Here is a 20,305-nt window from a genome sequence, read left to right on the forward strand (position 1 = left end):
GCAGGCGCCCAAGGCGCTGGACCTTGATCGGCGATGTCGGCGGCGCGCACAGCTATCACGTGGGCGACGAGGCAATGCTCGAAAGCAACGTGCGCTTGCTGCGCACCATCGACCCGGACGCCACACTGCATGTGGTCTCCGCCGACCCGGCCTTCACCGCGGCAGCGTATGAAGTCGAAGGTCTGCCGCGCCTGGGCTTCGACAACTGCGCATCGGACGAAGCGCGCGAAGCGCTCCTGGCCAGGCTTTCGCACATGCACTGGACCAGCGAAACGCCCGGCGCCTTCGCGCGCATGGCCGACGAATCGGACGGCCTGCTGATCTCCGGGGGCGGCAATCTGCGAAGCACCTGGCCGAACTGCATCTATGAGCGGGTGGCTCTGTGCCGAAAAGCCGTGGCGAACGGAGCGCCGATCATCATCCTGGGCCAGACCCTCGGACCGGAGCTGAACGCGCGGCATCGCGAACTGGTGTCGGAGATCGTCCGCGCAGCGTGGTGGATCGGTGTCAGGGAAGCGCAGAGCTTCGCGTTCGCGCTGGAGCTCGGTGCGCTCCCCGAGCAGTTGTCCTACCAGATCGACGATGCGGCAGAACTCTGGAAAGAAGCTGCCGACACCGAGCCCGCATGCCTGCCCTTCTCCGTGGAGACGCCGTGGATCGGCATTACGTTCCATCCATTCGTCGATCCGACGAGCGACGACCCGTTGCTCGACCAGTTGGCCGATCAACTGGAGCAGACCTCCGCTCGAACGGGTTGTCGGCTGGTGTTCATTCCGCATGCCAGGGCCGCCGCAACTATGGGCGCTCCCTGGTCCGACGAGGATGTGGGTCGCGCGCTGGCACGGCGCATGCGGTCGACGGTGCTTCACCTGATGCCGGTTCTCTCGGCGCGCCAAGTGGCCCGGTTGACCGGGCAGGCACAAATGATCGTGAGTTCGCGCTACCACCCGATCGTCTTCGGGCTGGCGCAGGGCGTGCCGTGCCTCGGCATCTGGGCCGACCTGTACACCCGCACCAAGTTGTGCGGCGCCCTGCAGCACTTCGACCGTGCCGACGATTCGTGCAGCCTCGAAGGCATCCGTCAGCAACAGCTCGCGCGGAAGCTGGCCGAGCTGTGGAATAGCCGCGCGGCAGCGCGCGAGAAAATTCATGCGCTAGGCCTGCAGAACGATGCGGACGAGCAGCGCCGTCGCCGTCAGCTTGTGCGGCTGGTCATGCAGCGAGAGGCGGCGGACACGCCGCAGCCCGATCGGCTGGCCGGCATTCTGGCCACCGCCATGCGCGAACCGCATGCCTTTACGGCGCCTTTCGGTTCGGGGGAGCCGACCAGGAAGGCGCCGATGACCGAGGCGATGCCGCGCCACGCGACTGCGGGCCGCGCGCTGCCCGCGTCACTTCATCTCAAAAAGGATCCAAAGATGCTGACCGACGCAGACTGGCAGAGTTTTTCGCGCGACGGTTTCCTGCACCTTGGGCAGGTGCTCGATGCTCAACAGGTACAGGCGCTGCAGCAGCGTGCTGACGCTCTGGCCCTGGGGCAGATCTCGAATCCGGCGATCCAGATGCAGTACGACACGGGCGGCGCCTACGAGGCGTTGCCCGAGGCCGTGAGCCAGTTCGAAGAAGGCACTCGCCTGTACCGGAAGATTCAAGGTCTGGAAACAGACGACCTTTTCGCAGCGCTGATCGACAGGCCGCTCTTTCGCGAGATTTGCGCGCACATATACGGCGCCCATGCGGCGGTGTCGATCTTCCGCGCCATGGTCATGAACAAGCCAGCAGGCCAGGGCACCTACCTCCCATGGCATCAGGACGGCGGCACGGTTTGGCAACTCGACCGCGACCCGCAGGCAACCATCTGGGTTGCGCTCGACCCCGCAACCCGGGACAACGGCTGCATGGATGCCATCCGGGGCTCGCATCGCCTGGGCTTGCTGAGCCTGCACGGCAGTACCTTGACCGAAGAGCATGTGCGCGAGTACTGCCGCGACGATCTGACGGTGCCGCTCGAGGTGCCTGCGGGACACGCAGTGCTTCTGCACAACTGGCTGATCCATCGCTCCGGCATCAACCCTTCATCCACGCCACGGCGCGCCTTCACCATGTGCTGCATGGATGCCCGCACGCGCGGCATCCTGACAGGCGATCATTTTCCAGTCGTTTTCGGCGAGCAGGCCTCCGAGCCTGATCCGTTTGTGCGCCAGTTGAAGCAGGATCATGCCGCGCAGACCGACAAGGCCACCCAGGCCGAGGAATACGCGTTGAGCCTGCGCGACCAGAACACGCAGCTCCAGATGTCGATTGCCGAGGCCACGAAGTACGCACAAAGCCTGGAAGCGCAAGCCGCAACCTTGCAGCAGCACGGCCTAGATCTGGAAGACGCACGCCAAGAGAACCGTCGGCTCGCGAACGCGGTGACGCAAATGCGTGGGGAGATGCTTGCATTGAGCCGCGCGCTGGACGCCGCGGCGCAGCCGCCCCAGGCTGCACAGGCTGCACACGTTGCACACGCGCTGCAGGAGGAACTGAACACGCTGAAGGTTCATGCGGAGCAGCTGGCAGCATCCATGCAAGCCGTCTACGCCTCGAACTCGTGGCGCGTCACGCGCCCGCTTCGCGCAATGTTCGGGGTGCTGCGCAACCAGCGCTAGCGACGATCGAAGTCAAGCGAACAAGGCAGGCCCAGCTTTCGAATGACCGGCTTTCACCATAGCGGTAAGAGCCGGTGCACACAGGCCACACGGCAGTTCACAGTGCGCACCGGCTGGGCTTTGCCGCGCACAGGCATGATGGGGTCTACCAGATCGGCCCGGAAAGCCTGAGAGCCTTCCTCTCGACCCGGACCCTGGAACCGACGGAGCGGTACCCATGAAAGCACCACCACGCCTGCAGGCGCTGGTCAACGAAGGCCTGATCGACACGGTGGTACGCCAGCTGATGAGCGGCAAGGAAGCCATGGTCTATGTGGTGCGCTGCGGCGACGACACCCGCTGCGCCAAGGTCTACAAGGAAGCCGACAAGCGCAGTTTTCGACAGGCCGTCGACTACACGGAAAACCGCCGCGTGCGCAATTCGCGCGAGACGCGCGCCATGGCCAAGGGCACGCGCTTCGGCCGCCAGGTGACCGAGGCCATCTGGCAGAGCGCCGAGGTCGATGCGCTCTATCGGCTGGCGGCGGCCGGCGTGCGCGTGCCGGTTCCCTACAACTTCCTGGAAGGCGTGCTGCTCATGGAGCTGGTGACCGACGCCAACGGCGACGCGGCCCCCCGCCTGAACGACGTGGCATTCACACCCGAGGAAGCCATGCAGCACCACGCCAGCCTGCTGAAGGAAGTGGTGCGCATGCTGTGCGCGGGCGTCGTGCACGGCGACCTGTCGGAGTTCAACGTGCTGCTGGCAGCCGACGGCCCGGTGGTCATCGACCTGCCGCAGGCCGTGGATGCCGCGGGCAACAACCACGCCAGGCGCATGCTCCTGCGCGATGTTGAAAACCTGCGCAACTTCTTTGGCCAGTTTGCGCCGGAACTCCTGGGCACGCACTACGGCGACGAGATCTGGCACCTGTACGAGCGCGGCTTGCTGCGCGTCGAGTCGGTGCTGACCGGCACGCACGTGCGCGACACCGGGCCGGTCGACCTGGGCAATGTGCTGCGCGAGGTTGACGATGCGCGCGAGGAAGAAGCGGCGCGGCGCCTGCGCATGCAATTGCCGCGGCTGTGAGGCCGGGCCTCAGGGCCGTTGGCTTTTCAACTCGCGCAGTTGCTCCTCGGCATGCTCGAGTTCTGACCGAAGCAGCCGGATGTCGTGCTCCAGCTTGTCGATGCGCGCCGCACGGCTTTGAGGCGGTTCCGTCCCCTGGCAGCGCGTGCGAAGCGCGGTCAGTGTGTCGGCGAGTTGCCGCCGGCGCAGCATCTGCCCCCTGGAGCGCGCCAGGTCCATGTCGCGCTCCAGCGCAGCTTCTTCCGCATGGCAAGAAGTGCCCTCCGCCGATTCCGCAGGTTGCGCAGGCGGCGTGGATTGGGCGAAGGCGGGCATTGCCAGGGCCAGCGCAATGACGAGGAGGCTGCGTTTCACGCACGGCTCCCATCGCGGTCCTGAGGGCCACCGTGCCGATCGAATTTCATTGCGACTCCCGTTTGTTGGCGGTGCCAGGGTCCGCTTTGCCTGATTCTGTCCCAGGTCAGGACGTAAGAAGGCCCCTCACGCCAGTTCCTCCACCCGCAGCGCGGTGACCTTCCCTGCGACCGAGGGATGTGCCTGCAGCGCGTGCAGCGCCAGGTCCATCGTGCCCTGCTGCACCGGCTGCGTCAGCACCAGCACCTGCGGGCCCGAGCCGGGCTGCGCAGCAGCAGCCAGCGTCACATGGCGTACCGGCACCTGCTGCCGCACGAGCCAGGCAGATATCGCCTCGACGTCGCCGGCCGCATGCACGGGCACGCGCAGGTAGTGCGATGAGCATGTCGCGGCGCGCGGCAGCACCGGCAAGGCGCTCATCGCGTGGGCATGAAACCCGAGGTGCGGCACGCGCTGTGCCGCATGGGTGCCGTCGAGCCGCGCCACGTCCACCAGATCGGCGATCACCGCCGAGGCGGTCTGCTCGGACCCTGCACCCGCACCGTAGTACATGGTGACGCCGGCCGCATCGCCCTTGACCATGATGCCGTTCATCGACCCGTTCACATGCGCCATGAGGTGCGACACGGGCACCAGCGCGGGCTGCACGCGGAGCTCCACGCCCTCTTCCCTCCGGCGGGCCACGCCCAGGAGCTTGATGCGAAAGCCCAACTGCGCGGCGCAGGCCACGTCCGTCCGCTGAAGTGACGTGATGCCTTCCACCTGCACGTCGGCAAGCCGCACGGAGGTGCCGAACGCATTGGCGGCCAGCAGGGTGAGCTTGTGCGCGGCGTCGATACCCTCGATGTCGAAGGCCGGGTCGGCCTCGGCATAGCCCAGTGCCTGGGCCTCGGCGAGCGCGGCGGCAAAGTCCAGGCCTTCGTCCTCCATCTTGCTCAGGATGAAATTGGTGGTGCCGTTGATGATGCCCGCCACCCACTCGATACGGTTGGCCGTGAGGCCTTCGCGCAGCGCCTTGACGATGGGAATGCTCACCGCCACGGCGCCCTCGTAGGCCACGGCCACGCCATGCTGGCGAGCCGCGGCAAAGATCTCGGCGCCGTGCACCGCCAGCAGGGCCTTGTTGGCCGTGACCACGTGCTTGCCGTGCGCAATGGCGGCCAGCACCCAGTCGCGCGCTGGGCCGGTGCCGCCAGCCACTTCCACCACCACGTCGACGTCCGGGTGCGTGGCCACGCGCAGCGGGTCGTCCGTCACCGGAACAGTGCCGCCCACGATGCGCGCGGCACGCTCCAGGTTGCGCGCCGCCACCATCACCAGTTCAATCGGCCGGCCCGCGCGTCCGGCAATGTCGGCCTGGTTGCGCGCCAGCACCCGGAACGTGCCCGCGCCGACGGTGCCGATGCCGATCATGCCCACGCGCAATGCGCGAGGTGCCGCGGAACGGCTGGGCAGGGGTTCGAGTGACTGGACTGGATCGCGGTACATGGAAATCTCCGGGTGAAAAACAAAAAACCCAGCTGCCAGAGCTGGGTTCATTCATTCGGAGAAGAGCGATACACCAGGTGGCTGCCGAAACGGCCACCTGCGCGTGCTCAGGGGGCCGCGGTGGTAATGGTGGTAATCATTCGTGCAACCAACGCCCCGTTCGCCCGCGCGAAGGCAGGCGGCGTCAGGCGGGCCAGCGAGGCTGCGCAGACGGTGGTGGGGAAGAAATGGCACGGCATGAAGCTGGGAGTGTACACAAGGCCCGCCTGGCGGAGGGGCCTTCCCGCGCAAAACCCGCTGAAATACGGGGAGCAGGCCTACACATCTCTGCCCGCAGCGAGCCTAATGTCTTGGGAAAAGAACTGCATCATCCAGGAGGCAGCATCATGAAGAATTTCGTCCTAGAGCCGCGCATGCGGGCAAGCTTCGGCGGCGCTTTCTACCCCACTGGCTATTCGATGGTGATGTTTCCGAGCCCGGAGGACGCCAGCCGCATCGGCCACAAACTGATCGAAAACGGCGTGAGCGGCGACGAGATCTACCTGATTCCCGCTGCAACGATCCTGGAGGAGATCACGCCCACCGTGAGGGAGGCCGACGAGCCGCTGCCTTCGGCCGGCACCGATGCGGCCACCGTGCGCGCCTATACCAAGCTGGCGCGCGAGGGCCACACCGGCCTCCTGGTCAGGACGAAAAACGAGGAAGCCGCCAATCACCTGATGGAGGTGGTGCGCACCGTGCCCTATTCGATCGCGCAGCGATATCGCACGCTGGTCATCGAAGACCTTTGAGCCCCTGATCCGGCGGTAGCTCAGGCCGCCGCAGCCACGGCGCGCCGCACCACGTCGCGGGCCATGGCCTGCGCCAGTTCGTGTTCGCCCAGAAAGACGGTTGCGGCGGTCTCCTGCGTCAGCAGGCGGGCTTCATCTTCGTTGTGGCTGCGGATTACTGTCTCGATCGCCGGATTGAGCGTGCGCGCGATTTCCATCATCTGGCGCACGTTGATGGCGTCTGGCGTGGCCACCACCAACACCCGGGCGCGCGCAATGTGCGCCTGGATCAGCACGGAAGGATCGGCCGCGTCGCCCCAAACGGCCGCCACGCCGGCTTCGCGCAGCTTCTTCACCAGTTCGCGGTTCTGCTCCGCCACCACATAGGGAACGTCGTTCGCCTCCAGCTCGGACGCAATGCGGCGACCGACGCGGCCATAGCCCACCAGCACCACCTGCCTGGACAGGTATCTGGCTTCGGTGGTCGTGGGCAATTCGGCCAGCGGGTGGTCGCGCGATTCGAGTGCCAGCGCCAACGGAAGACGGGCGTGCAGCCATTTTTGCAACGGCACGATCAGGCTGAACCACAGCGGATTGGTGGCGATGGAAATGAGCGCGCCGGCCAGGATGAGGCTCTGGCCCTCGACCGGCAGCACCCCCAGCGAGACACCGAGCCCCGCAAGGATGAACGAGAACTCCCCGATCTGCGCGAGGCTCGCACTCACGGTGAGCGCGGTGCGCAGCGGATAGCGAAACGCCAGCACCAGCGCGCAGGCGGCAAGCGACTTGCCCAGCACGATCACGGCCACCACCGCCAGAACCTGCAATGGGCGATCCAGGAGCACCGAAGGATCGAAGAGCATGCCCACGGATACGAAGAACAGCACAGCGAAGGCGTCGCGCAGCGGCAGCGATTCCTGCGCGGCGCGGTGGCTGAATTCCGATTCACGCATCACCATGCCGGCGAAGAACGCGCCAAGCGCAAACGACACGCCGAACAATGCCGCCGATGCAAAGGCGATGCTCACCAGTTCGCGCGACCCCGTGCGCGTGACTTGCCAGAGAATCCAGGGAAAGGCCCGCCTTCCGACCACCAGCATCAGCGCCACGAAGCCTCCCACCTGCAGCAGCGTGAGCCCGAGCGTCTGCCACAGAGGGTCCGGCGCAGCGCCCGCCGGATCGCCGGCAGTCCCGCCCAAGGCGCCCGCAAGCGGCGGCATCAGCACCAGGACCAACACCATGGCCAGGTCCTCGACCACCAGCCATCCCACGGCAATGCGGCCCGTGAACGAATCGAGAATGCCGAGGCTCTCGAGCGCCCGCAGCAGCACGACCGTGCTCGCCACCGACAGGGCCAGGCCGAAGACCAGTGCCTCGCCCCATGACCAGTCCCACCAGAGCGCCAGCGCGCCGCCGAGCAGGGTGGCCACCGCAATCTGCGCCAAAGCGCCCGGCAGAGCGATCTTGCGCACGGCCAACAGGTCGTCGAGCGAAAAATGCAGGCCCACGCCGAACATCAGCAGCATCACGCCGATTTCGGCCAACTGCGCCGCAATGCCCGCATCGGCCACGAAGCCCGGCGTGAAGGGCCCGATGATCACGCCCGCCAGCAGGTAGCCCACCAACGCCGGCAAGCGCAGCCGCACCGCCAGGAAACCGAACACGAGCGCCAGGCCCAAGCCGGCGGCAATGGTGTTGATCAGTGAAACGCTGTGGGGCATCGTTCCATTTTGCAGGAACGATGCCTTTCCCTTGCCCTACACGGACATCAATCGGCCATCTTGGTGACGCGGGCGCCTTCGAGCACCTCGGGCTCCTGCGCCTCGACCCAGCTCTCGTTGTTGAGCCCGGCCTGCAGCCGCTCCGTGTCGAGTTCGTTCGTCCACTTGGCGACCACGATGGTGGCCACGCCGTTGCCGATCAGGTTGGTCAGCGCACGGGCCTCGGACATGAAGCGGTCGATGCCGAGGATCAGCGCCAGGCCCGCTACCGGCACATGGCCCACCGCCGACAGTGTGGCGGCCAGCACGATGAAGCCGCTGCCGGTCACGCCCGCCGCACCCTTGGAGGTGAGCAGCAGCACCGCGAGGAGCGTGATCTCCTGCATCAGCGTCATGGGCGTGTTGGTGGCTTGCGCAATGAACACCGCCGCCATCGTCAGGTAGATGGACGTGCCGTCGAGGTTGAACGAATAGCCGGTGGGAATCACCAGGCCCACGCAGGCCTTGTTGGCGCCCAGGTTCTCCATCTTCTCCATCATGCGCGGCAGCACCGATTCGGACGACGAAGTGCCCAGCACGATCAGCAGTTCCTCCTTGATGTACTTGATGAACTTCCAGATGCTGAAGCCGTGGAAGCGCGCAATGAGCCCCAGCACCACGAAGATGAACAGCAGGCAGGTCAGGTAGAACGTGCCCATCAGCTTGCCGAGCGAGAACAGGCTGCCCAGCCCGTACTTGCCGATGGTGAAGGCCATTGCCCCGAAGGCGCCGATGGGTGCCAGCTTCATGATGTAGCCGACGATCACGAAGAGCACGTGCGAGCCCTTCTCGATCACGTCGAACACCAGCGTGCCGCGACCGCCGAAGCGGTGCAGCGCAAAGCCGAACAGCACGGCGATCAGCAGCACCTGCAGGATTTCGCCCTTGGCAAAGGCATCGACCACCGTGCTGGGAATGACGTTCAGCAGAAAGTCGACCGTGCCGGTCATCTTTCCCGGGCCGGTGTAGGAGGCAATCGCCTTGGTGTCGAGCGAGGCCGGGTCAATGTTCATGCCCGCGCCGGGCTGCAGCAGATTGACCAGCAAGAGGCCGACCACCAGCGCGATGGTGCTCACGACCTCGAAATACAGGAGAGCCAGGCCGCCGGTCTTGCCGACCTTCTTCATGTCTTCCATGCCCGCGATGCCGACCACCACCGTGCAGAAGATGATCGGCGCGATGATCATCTTGATGAGCTTGATGAAGCCGTCGCCCAGCGGCTTCATCGATTCGCCGATGGCGGGGTAGAAGTGGCCGAGCAGCACGCCGATGACCACGGCGGTGATCACCTGGACGTAGAGGGAACGGTAAAGAGGAAGTTTTCTGGGTGGTGTGCTTGTTGTCTCTGCCATGTCTTGCCTCCGAATCGGGTTGGAAACTGTAGGACCGTTTCAGCCACTTTCCATTCGTAGAAGCCACATGATTCAAATGAAAAAACCCGCCGAAGCGGGTCTTTTCAATCAGGCTCTGGTCAGCATGATCAGTGCATGTGCAGGCCGCCGTTGACCGAGAAATCGGCCCCGGTGCTGTAGCCGCCCTCGTCCGTGGCAAGCCACGAGATGATGGAGGCAATTTCGCTCGGCTCGCCCAGGCGCTTGACCGGGATGGTGGCCACGATCTTGTCGAGCACTTCCTGGCGGATGGCCTTGACCATGTCGGTGCCGATGTAGCCCGGGCTCACGGTGTTGACCGTGACGCCCTTGTTCGCCAGCTCCTGCGCCAGCGCCATCGTGAAGCCGTGCATGCCGGCCTTGGCCGCCGAGTAGTTGGTCTGCCCTGCCTGGCCCTTGGCGCCATTGACCGAGCTGATGTTGATGATGCGGCCCCAGCCTTTTTCGACCATGTCGCCCACCACCTGCTTGGTGACGTTGAACATGCTGTTGAGGTTGGTCTCGATGACCGCGCTCCAGTCTTCGGGCGTCATCTTCAGGAACATGCGGTCCCGCGTGATGCCGGCGTTGTTGACCAGCACGTCGATGGGACCGTGCGCAGCCTTGGCGGCCGAAAACGCCTCGACGGTGGATTGCCAGTCGCCGACATTGCCGACCGACGCATGGAACTCGAAGCCCAGGGCCTTCTGCTCGGCCAGCCATTTGGCATGGTCGCGCGTGGGGCCGCAGCCTGCGATGACGGTGAAGCCGTCTTTGTGCAGACGCTGGCAGATGGCAGTTCCGATGCCACCCATGCCTCCGGTGACATATGCAACTTTCTTGCTCATAAATCTTCCTTGATGTGTTGCGAAGCTAAAGCCTGAACGGCCGCCTTCACTCTAGCGAATTTCAAGCCACCTATCGCTGAGGAAAACACTGAGCCAAGCTGGCAAGCAGCTGTCAATGCAGGGCCGATGTGCAACCATATGCATGAGTCTGTACCTTCTTGCGCATTCCGCTGCCCTTCAAGGAGTTCGAAAGTATGAATTTCGGGATTGTCACAGTGTCCGGAATTTCTGGCCTCGAGCCGCTCTCCGTGCTCGCTGCCCGAGTCGGCGCCACCCTGCGTGAACGGCGCCAGACGGTGGCCGTAGCCGAATCTTCGGCCGGCGGGCTCGTGTCGGCTGCCCTGCTTGCCATTCCCGGCGCCTCGGCTTTCTTCCTTGGCGGCGCGGTCGTCTATTCGCGGCGCGCCGCCAAGGCGCTGCTGGGGCTCACCCCGGAGGACATGGCCGACGGCATGCGCGCGGAAACAGAACCCTATGCCAGGTTCATCGCGGGCAGGATCCGCGACGGCCACCGCGCCACGTGGGGAATTGCGGAGAGCGGCGCGGCCGGCCCTTCCGGCAGCCCGTACGGCGACGCGCCGGGCCATGTGTGCGTGGCTATCGCCGGTACGGCCACCGCAAGCAGGACCATCGAGACCGGCGACGCGGACCGCGTGTCGAACATGGATGTGTTCGCGCGGCAGTTGCTCCTGCTCTTCGACGAGACACTGCGCGCGCAATCCTCTGCAGGCTAATCCGCCTGCACCCCCGCCGCCCGGATCACCTTGCCCCATTTCTCGGTCTCGGCGGCCAGGTGCTTGCGCAGCGCCTCGGGCGTCACCTTGTCCATGGACACGGCCTCGGTGCTCAGTTCGGCGAAGCGCTGCTTCACCATGTCGTCCTGCAGCGCGGCGCGCAAAGCGGTGTTGAGCTTTTCCATCACCGCCGGCGGCGTGCCCTTGGGTGCGTAGATGCCGTGCCAAACCTTCACGTCGAAACCCTTCAGGCCTTGTTCGTCGAGGGTGGGAACGTTGGGCATGCTGGACAGGCGCCTGGGCGTGGTCACGCCGAACACCTTGACCCGGTTGCCGTCCTTGATGACCGGCGCGGTCTGGGTGGTCTGGTCGCACAGCAGATCGACCTGCCCGCCCATCAGGTCGTTGAGCGCGGGACCGGCGCCCTTGTAGGGCACGGTGGTGAGCTGCACGCCGATCTGGTGCGCAAGGAGCATGCCGCACAGCTGCGACACGGCACCGACGCCGGCGTTGGCGAGCGTCACCTTGTCCTTGTGGATCTTCACGTAGGCCAGCAGCTCCTGGAAATTGTTGGCCGGAAAGTCCTTGCGCGAAAGCAAGGTCATGGGCACGTCCATCACCTGTCCGACGTATTCGAAGTCTTTCAGCGGGTCGTAGCTGAGCTTCTTGTAGAGCGCGGGTGCGGTGGCCATGCCCATGTGATGGATGAGGATGGTGTAGCCGTTGGGCGCCGCCTTGGCCACGCGCCCGGGCGCGATGGTTCCGCCCGCGCCCACGGTGTTCTCGACGATGACGGTCTGCCCGAGCGACTTGCCCATCGGGATCGCCAGCATGCGCGCGACCACATCGGTCGGGCCGCCGGCCGAATACGGCACGACCATGGTGATGGGCTTCTCGGGCCAAGGGGCCTGCGCCGCCGCGGGCGAATGGGCCGCCAGCAGGCAGGCGCCCAGCGCAGCCGCATGCATTGCCCGTGTTTTCCAGTTGTTTGTTGCTTTCACTTCGTTGTCTCCTTTGTCTTGATGTCGATCTGCGGCGTTCGTCAGGGCGCCGTTTGCGTATCGAGCGCGAGCAGGCGCTCGGCCAGGCGCACCACGGGTGCGTCGACCATGCGCCCGTCGAGGCTCGCCACGCCGCCGCCGGCGGCGCGGGTCGCCTCCATCACGCGGCGAGCCCATGCCAGCTCATCGGTGCTCGGCCCCAGCGCGGCGTGCACCGGTGCGACCTGGTCGGGGTGAATGCAAAGCTTGGCGCCGAAGCCGCCCCGGCGTGCACGCGCGGCGTCGGCCGCGAGCCGCGGCGCATTGCGCCAATCGGGCGTGACGCCGTCGATGGGGGCGGCCAGGCCGGCACGGCGCGAGGCCAGCACCAGTGCCAGGCGCACCGGCACCAGTTCAGCCTCGTCCGCATCGCAGGCAAGACCCAGGTCGGCCTGGAAGTCGAGGTTGCCGAACGCGAGCCGCAGCACCTGCGGCGCGGCCGCGAGTTCGCCAGCGGCTTCGAGGCCCGCGGCGGATTCAATCAACGGCACGAGCAGGCCCTTGAGTCCGATGTCCGCGGCGAGCTGATGCAAGTCGGCGGCGCGCTCTGCCTTGGGCAGCACCACGCCGGCAATCAGGCGTTCGGCGGCAAGCTCGCCCACCAACGCACGGTCGCTGTCATGCCACGGCGTGCCATGGGCATTGATGCGTACCAGCAGGCGCCCTCTTTCCGCGGCGGGCAATGCGGCGAAAGACGCCCTGAGCTGCTCGCGCGCCGCCACCTTGCGATCGGGCGCCACGGCATCTTCGAGATCGACGATGACACCGCCCGCACCGGTGGCCAGCGCGCGCGCGTGGCGCTCGGGCCGGTCGGCGGGCACGAAGAGAAAGGTGCGCGCCAGGGCCAGCGCCGCATGCGTGGCCGTGCTCACACCGCCCCCGCCTCTCGCAGCGCGGCTATCTCGGCATCGCCGCGGCCCAGGCCGCGCAGGATGGACTCGGTGTGCTCCCCGACCGCGGGCACGGGGTCCATGCGGTAGTCGAAGGCACTCTGGCGTCCCGCCGGCAGCAAGGCTGGAATCTCGCCCGCCGGCGAGCCTACGTTTCGCCAGCGCTCGCGCGCCTGCAATTGCGGATGCGCCCATAGCCCGGCCATGTCGTTCATGCGCGCATTGGCAATCTGCGCGGCGTCTAGGCGTTCGACCACCTGCACGGTGCCGAGCGTGCTGAAGGTCTCCACGATGATCGCGCGCAGTGCATCGCGGTTCTCGTTGCGCCGCGCGTTGCTGTCGAAGCGCGCGTCGGTGGCAAAGCCCGGCTGCAGCAGCACCTTCTCGCAGAACACGCGCCATTCGCGCTCGTTCTGCAGGCCCAGCATCACCGTGCCGCCATCGCCCGCGGGAAACGGGCCGTACGGGTAGATGGTGGCGTGCGAGGCGGCGCTACGCGGCGGCGGCGGCGCGCCTTCGTAGGCGTAGTACATCGGGTAGCCCATCCACTCGGCGAGCGACTCGAGCATCGACACGTCGATGTGCGAGCCCTTGCCGGTCTTTCCGCGCTGGAGCAGCGCCGCGAGGATGCCGGTGTAGGCGTACATGCCCGCCGCAATGTCGGCAATGGAATTGCCCGACTTGCACGGATCGTCCGGCGTGCCCGTGACCGACAGGAAACCCGCCTCGCTCTGGATCAGCAGGTCATAGGCTTTCTTGTCGCGGTATGGGCCGTCTTCGCCGTAGCCCGAGATGTCGCAGACGATGAGCCGCGGGTGCTTCGCCTGCAGCGCTTCGGCGCCCAGCCCCATGCGTGCGGCCGCGCCGGGTGCGAGGTTCTGCACCAGCACGTCGGCCTCGGCCACCAGCTCCTGCAGCACCGCGAGCGCGGCAGGCTGCTTGAGGTCGAGCGTGAGGCTTTCCTTCGAGCGGTTGACCCATACGAAGTGCGAGGCCTCGCCGCCCACGCGCGCATCGTAGGCGCGCGCAAAGTCGCCGACGCCGGGTCGCTCCACCTTGATGACGCGGGCGCCAAGATCGGCCAGCTGGCGGGTACAGAACGGTGCCGCAATCGCGTGTTCGAGCGAAACCACGGTGATGCCGTCGAGAGGTCTTGTCATGGGCTTTTTTCCTTGTTCATGCGAGCACGGCCGTGGCCTGCATGGTGAGCCAGCCATCGGCGTCTTCGCCCCAGAGGCTGAGAGTCTTGCCGTCCGTACTGCCTTCGGCCGGCTTGCCGTGCACGCGGAACGGCGCAATGTCGAAGGTCGGCCGCACGGCGCGGAATTCGAAGCGCGCGAGCTGCGCGCCCGGCACGTTCCGGCGCAGCAGGTCGACCAGCAGCGTGGCGATGAGCGGCCCGTGCACGATGAGGCCCGGATAGCCCTCGACCTGCGTCACGTAGCGGCGGTCGTAGTGGATGCGGTGCCCGTTGAAGGTAAGCGCCGAGTAGCGGAACAGCAGCACGTCGTCGGGCACGATCTCGCGGCTGAAGGCGGCGTCCTTCGATGCCGGCGTGGGCGGCGGGGTCTTCTCGCCGGGTGCGGCCGCGGCGCGGTAGACGATGTCGTGTTCTTCGGTGAGCGCAAGGCCGCGTTCGTTGCGCACTTCATGGCGCACGAGCACGAACACCAGCTCGCCGCTGCGGCCCGCCTTGTGGGTGACCGAGGCGATGGTCGAGATGCGCTCCACCTTGTCGCCCACCTGCAGCGGATTGCCCCGCTCCCACGCCAGCCGGCCACCGGCCCACATGCGGCGCGGCAGCGGCACGGGCGGCAGGAAGCCGCCGCGCTTCGCATGTCCGTCGTCGCCGATCTCCGATTGGCGATGGTGCGGCAGGAAATAGAGCCAGTGCCAGAGCTCGGGCAGGCGCGTGCCGGCCACAGGCAGCGCGTCGTCGCGATCCAGCGTGGCGGAGAGAGCGCGCACGGGCGCGGCAGTGACCTCGTCGGTCAGCGTTTCGCTGCGGCCCTGCCACGCCTGGAGCCTGGCCAGCGCGTCGCTGTCGATCAGTGGGGAAGAAGTTTCATGCATGGGAAGGCTCATGGTTTCTCAGTCCACCGCGGCGCCGGATGCCTTCACGATGCGCGCCCACTTGGCGAGATCGTCCTGCAGCAGTTTCGAAAATTGGTCCGGCGTGGTGGGCGCCGCAATCTCGACGCCCTGCTGGTCGAGCTTGTCGCGCAGGTCCTTGGCAACCAGTGCCTTGCGCGTTGCATCCTGCAGCGTGGCCAGCACGTCGGCGGGCACGCCCGCGGGGGCGAACAGGCCGATCCACAGCGTGCCGTTGTAGCCCGGTACCGCTTCGCCGATGGCGGGTACGTCGGGCAGCACGGGCGAGCGCTTGTCGCCGCTTATGGCCAGCGCCCGCAGCTTGCCGGCCTTGATGTGCGAGAGCGCCGACGGCAGGCTCGCGAACACGATCGGCAACTGTCCGCCGAGCACGTCGTTGAGCGCGGGGGCCACACCTTTGTACGGCACGTGCTGCAACGATATGCCAGCCATGCTGTTGAGCATTTCGCCGAGCAGGTGGTTGAGCGTGCCGTTGCCCGCGGAGGCGTACTGGTAGTTGGCGCCCTTCTGCCTTGCAAGCTTCAGGAACTCGTTGAAGTCCTTGGCCGGAAACGAGGGGTTGACCAGCAGCACGTTGGGCACCGCGCCGATCAGACCCACGGGCTTGAAGTCTTTCACCGGGTCGAAGCCCGGATTCTTGTAGAGGGCCGGATTGATCGCCTGGCTGCTGCTGATGGTCATGAGCAGCGTGTAGCCGTCCTTCGGGCCCCTGGCGACCAGCTGCGTGCCGATGTTGCCGCCCGCGCCGGGCCGGTTGTCGACCACCACGCTGGCGTTGTTCATCACCTCGCCGAGCTTCTGCCCCACGAGACGCCCGACGATGTCGTTGGTGCCGCCCGCGGCCTGCGGCACGACCAGCGTGATGGGCCGGGAGGGGTAAGGCTCTGCGCTCGCCGGGCTCACCGCAAGCACAAGCCCCGCCGCCAGCGAAAGCAGCGCGCCGACGCGAAATTTCAGGTTCATGTGTGTTGTCTCCATGCCCGCATGGTCGTTGCCCCCCCGCCTTCGCGCAATCTGCGATTTCGGAACCCAGCCTTCTGAAATACCGAAGGCTTGAGTACGATGGCACCATGCTTTTCGACCTGACTGACCTGCGCCTTTTCGTTGCCACGGCCGAACTCGGCAATCTCACGCGGGCGGCCGAGCGGCAGCATCTGTCGCTCGCGGCGGCCAGTGCGCGCATCAAGGCGCTCGAGTCCCAGGCCGGGTTGCAGCTGCTGCAGCGGGAAGCACGCGGCGTTCGTCTGCTGCCGCCGGGAGAAGCCTTCTTGCATCATGCGCGGCTGGTGCTGCACACCAGACCGAGCAGCTGCGCGCCGACCTGCTCGAATACGGCGGCGGGCTGCGCGGCCATCTGCGCGTGTTCGCCAACACCACGGCGGTGACCGATTTTTTGCCTGAAATCCTGCCCGGCTTTCTTGCGCGCAATCCGCGGATCAACGTCGACCTTCAGGAAAAACCGAATGCTCAGATCCCGCGCGGCGTGCTCGACGGCCGCGCCGACATCGGCATCGTGGCGGGCCGCGTCGATACGCTGGGCCTGGAAGCCATCCACTTCAGCACCGACCGGCTGGTGCTCGTCACCTCGCGCAAGCACCGCTTCGCGAAGCGCCGCAAGATTTCATTCGCCGAGACGCTCGACGAAGACGCCATCGGCATGCAGCAAGGCAGCACCTTGCAGGCCTTTCTGGCGCAGATCACCGACAACCTGGGCAAGCGTCAGAAGCTGCGCATCCAGCTCGGCAGCTTCGACGCCATGTGCCGGATGATCGGCAGCGGCGTAGGCATTGGCGTGGTGCCGGAATCGGCCGCGCGGCGCAACCAGCAGAGCATGCAGCTCGCGCTGATCGACCTCAGCGACGCGTGGTGCGTGCGGGAGCGGTATTTGCTGGTGCGGGACCGGGCGGCGCTGCCCATCTATGCGCAGGCGCTGGTCGACACGCTGTGCCTGCACTATGCCGGTGAGCAGGCGGCCATCGCTTGATGGCGGCTCGGACTACTGAAAACAAGGACTTGCAGGCGATTCGTCAAGAAGCGCGCGCCGTCCCCAATTTCCGTGGACAACTTTGGGGATAACTGATGTGCTTCCTTGTAAACACGATTTAAGTCGTTGTTTTATATGAGGAATAATCAGTTTGCTCAAAATTTGGGCGGTGCACAAAGTGCGCCGCCCGACGAACGACCTATCGCTCGATCGTCAGCGCAACGCCCATGCCGCCGCCGATGCACAGCGAAGCAATGCCCTTCTTGGCGTTCTGGCGCTGCATTTCATGCAGCAGCGTCACCAGGATGCGGCAGCCCGACGCGCCGATGGGGTGGCCAATGGCAATGGCGCCGCCGTTCACGTTCACCTTGTTCACGTCCCAGCCCATTTCCTTGTTCACGGCGCAGGCCTGCGCGGCAAAGGCTTCGTTGATCTCGAGCAGGTCGAGGTCGGCGGCCTTCCAGCCGGCGCGCTGCAGCGCCTTGGTCGACGCGGGCACCGGGCCCATGCCCATGATGGCCGGATCGAGGCCGGCGGTGGCATAGCTCGCGATGCGGCCCAGCGGCTTGAGGCCGAGCGAAGCGGCCTTCTTGGCGGTCATCACCATCACGGCGGCTGCGCCATCGTTCAGGCCCGAGGCATTGCCCGCGGTCACGCCGCCGGCCTTGTCGAAGGCGGGACGCAGGCCGGCCAGGCCTTCGGCGCTGGACTTGCGGTTGATGAACTCGTCCTTGTCGAAGACGATGGGGTCGCCCTTCTTCTGCGGAATGCTCACACCGACGATCTCGTCCTTGAACTTGCCGGCATCCTGCGCGGCCGCGGCCTTGGTCTGGCTGCCGAGCGCGAGTTCGTCCTGCGCGGTGCGGTCAATGCCGAACTTCTTGGCCACGTTCTCGGCCGTGATGCCCATGTGGTACTGGTTGTAGACGTCCCACAGGCCGTCCACGATCATGGTGTCGACCAGCTTCCAGTCGCCCATGCGCTGGCCGTTGCGCGAGTTGGGCAGCACGTGCGGCGCCATGCTCATGTTCTCCTGCCCGCCCGCAATCACGATTTCGCTGTCGCCCGTGGCCACGGACTGTGCCGCGAGCATCACGGCCTTCAGGCCCGAGCCGCAGACGGCGTTGATGGTGAGCGCGGGCGTTTCCTTGGCGCCACCGCCCTTGAGCCATGCCTGGCGCGCGGGGTTCTGGCCCGCGCCCGCGGCCAGCACCTGCCCCATGATTGCTTCGCCGACCTGGTCGGCCGTGAGATTGGCACGTGCGATCACTTCCTTGATCACGAGGGCGCCCAGCTCCGTGGCCGCGATGCCGGCGAGCGAGCCGCCGAACTTGCCGACCGCCGTGCGTGCAGCCGAAACGATGACGATGTCTTCCATGAGGTTCTCCGTTGAAGTGATTTGAAGTGAGTGCGTGGCTTGTCTTGGCGCCGGTCGGTCAGGCCCTGGCCTTGACGTAGCGCCCCGGGGCCGGCTCGATGGCCTTGTAGGCCTTGCCGTTGCCGTAGGTCTTGGGCGCGGGGATCTGCTTGCCCGCGTGGCCCTTGAGCCATTGTGCCCAGTCGGTCCACCAGCTGCCGGGATGCTCCTGTGCGCCGGTCAACCATTCGGCCTGCGTCTTCGGAAACTTGCCGTCGTCGCGGATCCAGTGGCTGCGCTTTTTCTTGGCGGGCGGATTGATCACCCCGGCAATGTGGCCCGAGGCGCCCATGACGAAGCGCTTCTTGCCCGGCAGCAGTTGCGTGGAGGCATAGGCGCCGCCGATGGGCACGATGTGGTCTTCGCGCGAGCCGTAGATGTAGGCCGGGATGTCGATCTTGCCCAGGTCGATTTTCTCGCCGCACACGGTCAGCGCGTTCGGCTTCGCGAGCTTGTTCTCGTGGTACGTGTTGCGCAGGTACCAGGTGTAGAACGGGCCCGGCAGGTTGGTGGCGTCGCTGTTCCAGTAGAGCAGGTCGAAGGGAGGCGGCGTCTCGCCCTTCAGGTAATTGCCTACCACGTAGTTCCACACCAGGTCGTTCGGGCGCAAGAAGCTGAACGTCGAGGCCAGGTCCATGCCCGGCAGCAGGCCGCCCTTGCCCAGCTGCATTTCGCGGTAGGCCACCATTGGCTCGTCCACGAAGATGTCGAGGATGCCGGTGTCGCTGAAGTCGAGGAACGTGGTGAGCAGCGTGACCGACGCCGCCGGCTTTTCGCCGCGCGCCGCGAGCACGGCCAGCGCGGTGCTGAGGATGGTGCCGCCCACGCAAAACCCGAGCGCGTTGATCTGCTTGCTGCCGCTGATCTCCTGCACCGTGTGGATCGCCTTGATGGCGGCGTTCTCGATGTAGTCGTCCCAGGTGGCGTTGGCCAGCGATTCGTCGGGGTTGCGCCAGCTCACCACGAACACGCGGTGGCCTTGCTCGTTGGCATAGCGGATCAGCGAATTCTCGGGCTGCAGGTCGAGGATGTAGAACTTGTTGATGCAAGGCGGCACCAGCAGGAAGGGCCGCTCGTACACCTTGGCCGTGAGCGGCTTGTACTCAAGCAGCTGGAACAGCTCGTTCTCGAACACCACGGCGCCTTCGGTGGTCGCCACGTTGCGCCCCACTTCGAAGGCGCTCTCGTCGGTCATGCTGAGGTGGCCCTGCTTCACGTCGTGCAGCAGGTTATGGATGCCCTTGGCAATGCTCTCGCCCTGCGTATCGATGGCTTTTTTCTGCGCCTCGGCATTGAAGGCGAGCGAGTTGCTCGGCGACGAGGCCGCCATCCATTGCTCGACCGCGAAGCGCAGGCGCGCCTTGGTCTTTTCGTCGCCGTCGATGGCGTCAGCCATGTTCAGAAGCGTGCGGCCGTTGAGCAGGTACACGGCCGCCGAAAAAGCCGCGAGCGGATTGCTTCCCCAGGCCTCCGACGAAAAGCGCCTGTCGCCTTCGGGCTTGGCGGCGAGGCCCTGGCGCCAGAGTTCGGCGGCCTCGGCCACGTACTGCTGCTGGATGGACTGGAGCTTTTCGGGGTCGATGGAGACCTTGGGCAACTCGGGCATCCTGGCGGACGACGGGATCTGCCACAGCGGCGTGCCGCCGGTGACATTGAAGGCCGAGGCCCCCTGTGCGGCGGATTGCTGGAACGATTCCAGCGCCTTGTTCCATCCCTCTGAAAGTGCCTGCTGGAAGGGCGCGAACGCATCGGCCCCCGTCGCTTGTTGCTTCATCATGTCTCCTGGTCCTCACCTGAGTCTGAACGGATGGCTTCTCG

At 66.0% G+C, this 20,305-nt stretch carries 16 protein-coding genes and 1 pseudogene; 5 read left to right on the plus strand and 12 right to left on the minus strand.

Translation table 11 applies throughout. The features are described from left to right. Window positions 1–59 precede the first annotated feature (59 nt). Window positions 60–2,651 (plus strand): phytanoyl-CoA dioxygenase family protein, encoded by a 2,592-nt coding sequence (locus tag BLR24_RS01175; protein WP_302848482.1) that lies wholly within the window; start codon window positions 60–62, stop codon window positions 2,649–2,651. Window positions 2,652–2,868: 217 nt separating this feature from the next. Further along, on the plus strand, window positions 2,869–3,720 hold the full coding sequence (locus BLR24_RS01180) for a PA4780 family RIO1-like protein kinase (protein WP_093011419.1): 852 nt from the start codon (window positions 2,869–2,871) through the stop codon (window positions 3,718–3,720). Window positions 3,721–3,729: 9 nt separating this feature from the next. Here the strand turns inward: BLR24_RS01180 and BLR24_RS01185 are convergent, their stop codons facing one another. Beyond that, window positions 3,730–4,074, minus strand: a complete 345-nt coding sequence (locus BLR24_RS01185; RefSeq protein WP_254787119.1) for a DUF1090 family protein — start codon at window positions 4,072–4,074, stop codon at window positions 3,730–3,732. 126 nt (window positions 4,075–4,200) lie between these two features. Next, window positions 4,201–5,562, minus strand: coding sequence for a homoserine dehydrogenase (locus BLR24_RS01190; protein ID WP_093011422.1), 1,362 nt, complete (start codon window positions 5,560–5,562; stop codon window positions 4,201–4,203). A gap of 386 nt (window positions 5,563–5,948) precedes the next feature. Here BLR24_RS01190 and BLR24_RS01200 point away from each other — a divergent pair, with 386 nt between their 5' ends. After that, window positions 5,949–6,353, plus strand: a complete 405-nt coding sequence (locus tag BLR24_RS01200; protein ID WP_093011429.1) for a hypothetical protein — start codon at window positions 5,949–5,951, stop codon at window positions 6,351–6,353. A 20-nt stretch (window positions 6,354–6,373) separates the two neighbouring features. Here BLR24_RS01200 and BLR24_RS01205 read toward each other — a convergent pair whose 3' ends face one another. From BLR24_RS01205 to phbB, 3 genes are all read right to left on the minus strand, one after another. Beyond that, window positions 6,374–8,053, minus strand: coding sequence for a cation:proton antiporter domain-containing protein (locus BLR24_RS01205; protein WP_093011432.1), 1,680 nt, complete (start codon window positions 8,051–8,053; stop codon window positions 6,374–6,376). A 47-nt stretch (window positions 8,054–8,100) separates the two neighbouring features. Then, entirely contained in the window at window positions 8,101–9,444 is a 1,344-nt protein-coding gene (locus BLR24_RS01210; RefSeq protein ID WP_093011435.1) for a dicarboxylate/amino acid:cation symporter, read from the minus strand. A 128-nt stretch (window positions 9,445–9,572) separates the two neighbouring features. Further along, a complete protein-coding gene (phbB, locus tag BLR24_RS01215; RefSeq protein ID WP_093011438.1) occupies window positions 9,573–10,310 on the minus strand; it encodes an acetoacetyl-CoA reductase in 738 nt (245 codons plus the stop codon). 158 nt (window positions 10,311–10,468) lie between these two features. On the opposite strand from phbB, the gene BLR24_RS01220 reads away from it, so the two are divergent. Next, a complete protein-coding gene (locus tag BLR24_RS01220; RefSeq protein ID WP_254787120.1) occupies window positions 10,469–11,044 on the plus strand; it encodes a CinA family protein in 576 nt (191 codons plus the stop codon). Here BLR24_RS01220 and BLR24_RS01225 read toward each other — a convergent pair. Genes BLR24_RS01225 through BLR24_RS01245 form a run of 5 tightly spaced genes read right to left on the minus strand, consistent with a single transcriptional unit; the run spans window position 11,041 to window position 16,043 of the window. After that, window positions 11,041–12,045, minus strand: a complete 1,005-nt coding sequence (locus BLR24_RS01225; protein WP_093011441.1) for a tripartite tricarboxylate transporter substrate-binding protein — start codon at window positions 12,043–12,045, stop codon at window positions 11,041–11,043. The genes BLR24_RS01220 and BLR24_RS01225 overlap by 4 nt on opposite strands. 41 nt (window positions 12,046–12,086) lie before the next feature. Continuing rightward, window positions 12,087–12,956 carry an HpcH/HpaI aldolase/citrate lyase family protein gene (locus BLR24_RS01230; RefSeq protein ID WP_093011444.1) on the minus strand — a complete coding sequence of 290 codons (870 nt, stop codon included), beginning with the start codon at window positions 12,954–12,956 and terminating at the stop codon, window positions 12,087–12,089. Then, a complete protein-coding gene (locus BLR24_RS01235; RefSeq protein WP_093011448.1) occupies window positions 12,953–14,134 on the minus strand; it encodes a CaiB/BaiF CoA transferase family protein in 1,182 nt (393 codons plus the stop codon). The genes BLR24_RS01230 and BLR24_RS01235 overlap by 4 nt, the downstream gene beginning before the upstream one ends. A 16-nt stretch (window positions 14,135–14,150) precedes the next feature. Beyond that, window positions 14,151–15,059, minus strand: a complete 909-nt coding sequence (locus BLR24_RS01240) for an HTD2 family dehydratase (RefSeq protein WP_093011451.1) — start codon at window positions 15,057–15,059, stop codon at window positions 14,151–14,153. A gap of 6 nt (window positions 15,060–15,065) precedes the next feature. Continuing rightward, window positions 15,066–16,043 carry a Bug family tripartite tricarboxylate transporter substrate binding protein gene (locus tag BLR24_RS01245; RefSeq protein ID WP_093012712.1) on the minus strand — a complete coding sequence of 326 codons (978 nt, stop codon included), beginning with the start codon at window positions 16,041–16,043 and terminating at the stop codon, window positions 15,066–15,068. A gap of 113 nt (window positions 16,044–16,156) precedes the next feature. Between BLR24_RS01245 and BLR24_RS01250 the strand changes: the two are divergent. Then, a pseudogene (locus tag BLR24_RS01250) lies at window positions 16,157–17,070 on the plus strand (LysR family transcriptional regulator). Between the two features lie 199 nt (window positions 17,071–17,269). Here BLR24_RS01250 and BLR24_RS01255 read toward each other — a convergent pair. Both BLR24_RS01255 and phaC read right to left on the minus strand, forming a co-directional pair. Next, complete coding sequence (locus BLR24_RS01255) at window positions 17,270–18,448, minus strand: acetyl-CoA C-acetyltransferase (RefSeq protein WP_093011454.1); 1,179 nt, start codon at window positions 18,446–18,448, stop codon at window positions 17,270–17,272. Window positions 18,449–18,506: 58 nt separating this feature from the next. Beyond that, complete coding sequence (gene phaC, locus BLR24_RS01260; protein ID WP_093012715.1) at window positions 18,507–20,261, minus strand: class I poly(R)-hydroxyalkanoic acid synthase; 1,755 nt, start codon at window positions 20,259–20,261, stop codon at window positions 18,507–18,509. Window positions 20,262–20,305 lie beyond the last annotated feature (44 nt).

Source organism: Variovorax sp. OV700, assembly GCF_900099805.1.
Taxonomy (GTDB): domain Bacteria; phylum Pseudomonadota; class Gammaproteobacteria; order Burkholderiales; family Burkholderiaceae_C; genus Variovorax.

Excerpts from the sequence above, each read along its gene's own strand:
- phaC (WP_093012715.1), bottom strand. The coding sequence starts at position 20,261 with ATGAAGCAACAAGCGACGGGGGCCGATGCGTTCGCGCCCTTCCAGCAG.
- BLR24_RS01210 (WP_093011435.1), bottom strand. The coding sequence starts at position 9,444 with ATGGCAGAGACAACAAGCACACCACCCAGAAAACTTCCTCTTTACCGT.
- phbB (WP_093011438.1), bottom strand. The coding sequence starts at position 10,310 with ATGAGCAAGAAAGTTGCATATGTCACCGGAGGCATGGGTGGCATCGGA.
- BLR24_RS01205 (WP_093011432.1), bottom strand. The coding sequence starts at position 8,053 with ATGCCCCACAGCGTTTCACTGATCAACACCATTGCCGCCGGCTTGGGC.
- BLR24_RS01255 (WP_093011454.1), bottom strand. The coding sequence starts at position 18,448 with ATGGAAGACATCGTCATCGTTTCGGCTGCACGCACGGCGGTCGGCAAG.
- BLR24_RS01200 (WP_093011429.1), top strand. The coding sequence starts at position 5,949 with ATGAAGAATTTCGTCCTAGAGCCGCGCATGCGGGCAAGCTTCGGCGGC.
- BLR24_RS01235 (WP_093011448.1), bottom strand. The coding sequence starts at position 14,134 with ATGACAAGACCTCTCGACGGCATCACCGTGGTTTCGCTCGAACACGCG.
- BLR24_RS01180 (WP_093011419.1), top strand. The coding sequence starts at position 2,869 with ATGAAAGCACCACCACGCCTGCAGGCGCTGGTCAACGAAGGCCTGATC.
- BLR24_RS01240 (WP_093011451.1), bottom strand. The coding sequence starts at position 15,059 with ATGAGCCTTCCCATGCATGAAACTTCTTCCCCACTGATCGACAGCGAC.
- BLR24_RS01190 (WP_093011422.1), bottom strand. The coding sequence starts at position 5,562 with ATGTACCGCGATCCAGTCCAGTCACTCGAACCCCTGCCCAGCCGTTCC.